Below are 3,001 nucleotides of genomic sequence, written 5' to 3' on the forward strand. Positions count from 1 at the left end.
CCACCAATAAGCGGCCAGCTCCGGGATTGATTCACCACTCGGACAGGGGAAGCCAATATTGCGCTTATGACTATCGCAAGCTGGTCGAGCAATTCGGCATGAAAGCCTCGATGTCGCGCAAAGGCAACTGCTATGATAACGCCCCGATGGAAAGCTTCTGGGGCAGCTTGAAAAACGAGTTGGTGCATCATCAGCGCTATGCCACGCGGGCCGATGCGCAGTCCGCAATCCAGGAATACATTGAAAGCTTTTATAACCGCCAGCGCCGTCACTCACGCCTTGGCAATGTTCCGCCAGCGTTGTTCGCTGAATCCTTTAGCAAACAGGCGCAGGCGGCTTGAAACACGAGTGTCCGCTATTGACAGTACACCTCAATGCCCACCCAGCGGATGGGGCTTACGTGGCGGCAGGAGCGGCCCTATCTGCTCCCACATCTCATCCGGAAACCCCATCCATCATCACTTTTTAGCAAGCCCATGATATGTCTCCTAATTGTCGAATTAGGTTCAATTGCGACGGAAAAAGTTGCATTGCGGGAATTTAATAGCTATTCTGAGTATGTTATTTGGGATATTTAGGAGAGCATTTTGAAACGCCGTCGGCATTTACAAGTTCACACTTTCGCCTTTTCCGTTCTCCTTGCTGGTGCTGAGTCTTCCGCCCTTGCTGAAACGATCCGTATCGGTGGCACCGGCGCCTCACTGGGCACCATGCAGCTCATAGGCAACGCGTTCCAGCAAGCGCATCGCGAGCATAGTGTCAAGGTACTGCCTAGCTTGGGTTCCTCCGGCGGCCTCAAGGCTCTTCAAGGCGGGGCCCTGGACATTGCCGTCAGCGCGCGGGATGTCAACCCTGAAGAGAAAGCTGCAGGCTTGTCTGCACGAAAGTACGGCACAACTGCGTTTATCTTCATTAGCCACGGCAAAACGCCAATCCAGCCGTTGACAAAGGAATCAATCGCGGCAATGTATTCTGGTAAGCAGGCAACGTGGTCCAATGGTCAACCAATCCGCCTGGTTCTGCGCCCCAAGGGCGATAGCGATACCAAGCAACTGATCAAACTTTCACCCGAGATTGAGGCAGCTGTCATGGCCGCCCATGCCAGGAGCGGCATGGCGCTGGCAGTCACTGATTCGGATTCGGCTGATCAGGTCGAAAAATCGCCAGGTGCATTTGCCACATCGACCTTATCGCTGGTGCTTTCTGAAAATCGCAATTTCAATATCCTGCCGCTCGATGGCGTAAAGCCGACTGTGCAAACGCTTACCAACGGTACGTATCCGCATACGAAGGACCTGTACGTCGCGATCGGAGCGAATGCGTCGGCTGGGGCCAAGCACTTCGTCCAGTTCCTGCGCTCTGCGCGAGGATTGGAAATCCTGAAGCAGACCGGGCACAAAGCGAGCGTAGCGCCTTAAACTGGCGAATCTCATGCAGCCCGGTTCGAGTAACAAACGCGTGCTGGCGGTTCTGACTCACTTGGCTATCATCATTGCCCTTGCAGTCAGCGCGGTCCCACCGATCCTGTCATGGGTTTCCGATTATCGCCACGAGCAGGCAGCCGTCGTTATCGAAGCGGAAATCAACGGACGCATCGTTGGGCAACTTATCAATACCAATCCAGACCTATGGGTGTTTGAAACTCTACGCCTCGAAGAACTCCTGGCCCGGCGATCCGATATCGGCAATCGAAATGAGATTCGTAGCGTTTTTGGCCCGGACAACAGGTTAATAGCGCAAAGCCTTGACGAACTGAAGCCGCCTTTGATCGCCGGACGGGCACCGTTGTTCGATTCCGGCAGGCAGGTAGGTACCATCCAAGTGCAGCGCTCGTTGCGCCCGGCAATCATCTCGGCGCTATGGATCTTTTTGGCAAGCTCCGTATTTGGCGCTAGCGTTTTTGTCGTTATCAGAAATCTGCCGCTGCGCACTTTGCGCCAAGTTTTCACAGCCTTGGCAGAAGAAAAAGAAAAGGCGCAGATCACCTTACAATCCATTGGTGACGCCGTGATCACTACCGATGCCCAGATGCGCATCGAGTACCTGAATCCGATTGCCGAGCGACTGACCGGCTGGACCACTGCCCAAGCGTTTGGCCGGGCCATGGATGACGTCTTTAAAATCTACAACGAGAAATCCCGTCTGCCCGCTACGAATCCGATCCAGGAATGCTTGGAGAAGAACCAGATCGTCGAGATGGAGAACCATACAATCTTGGTGCGCCACACCGATCAGCAAGAATTCCACATCGAGGACTCGGCAGCACCAATTCGCCGTACAGACGGTTCCGTCCTAGGCGCAGTGATGGTGTTTCATGACGTGACCGACCGCAAGGCCGCTCAGAACCGCCTGCAGCACATCGCGTTTCATGACACCTTGACCGGCCTGCCCAACCGCGCCCTGTTCAGGAAGAAACTGTCGAAGGCGATGATTGATGCACGCTTCATGAAAAAGCATGCGGGGGTGTTGTTTTTGGACCTGGACCGTTTCAAGACAATTAACGATAGCTTAGGGCATGCCATCGGCGACGAGTTGCTAGTCCTCGTGGCGAAGCGTCTTGAGCAGTGCATACGTGAGTCCGACGTCATCTGCCGTATGGGAGGGGACGAATTTACCGCTGTGCTCAACAGCATCGACATGCCTGACAACGCAGGGTCGGTGGCCAGCAAGATTGTCGAGTCGATGGCCAAGCCGTTCAGCATCCAGGGCCACGAGCTGCGCATATCGACCAGCATCGGGATTGCCGTGTACCCCCGTGATGGCGAGGATCTCGATGATCTGCTCAAGAATGCCGACGCTGCCATGTATTACGCCAAAGGGCAGGGACGGAACAATTATCAGTATTTCCATGCAGACATGAGTTCCAAGGCGGTGCATGATCTGCAGATGGATAATGCGTTGCAAGCCGCGCTGGAGAATAACGAATTCTTCCTCGAATAGAGCCTGTCAGAATTTCTGTGTGGAACGGGGTCATGAAATAATGCCGAAAGGATTGTTCAAT

3 protein-coding genes are annotated in these 3,001 nt (G+C 54.2%); all 3 read left to right on the forward strand.

Annotated features, from left to right (window positions below):
* Window positions 1-341 (forward strand): integrase core domain-containing protein (locus ACFPOU_RS09580; protein WP_379719874.1); only part of this gene is annotated, 341 nt, incomplete at its 5' end.
* A gap of 246 nt (window positions 342-587) precedes the next feature.
* Window positions 588-1,418 carry a substrate-binding domain-containing protein gene (locus ACFPOU_RS09585; protein WP_379719877.1) on the forward strand — a complete coding sequence of 277 codons (831 nt, stop codon included), beginning with the start codon at window positions 588-590 and terminating at the stop codon, window positions 1,416-1,418.
* Between the two features lie 13 nt (window positions 1,419-1,431).
* Window positions 1,432-2,940 (forward strand): putative bifunctional diguanylate cyclase/phosphodiesterase, encoded by a 1,509-nt coding sequence (locus ACFPOU_RS09590; RefSeq protein ID WP_379719880.1) that lies wholly within the window; start codon window positions 1,432-1,434, stop codon window positions 2,938-2,940.
* The last annotated feature ends 61 nt before the right edge of the window (window positions 2,941-3,001 follow it).

The organism is Massilia jejuensis, from assembly GCF_042656795.1.
GTDB lineage: Bacteria > Pseudomonadota > Gammaproteobacteria > Burkholderiales > Burkholderiaceae_D > Telluria > Telluria jejuensis.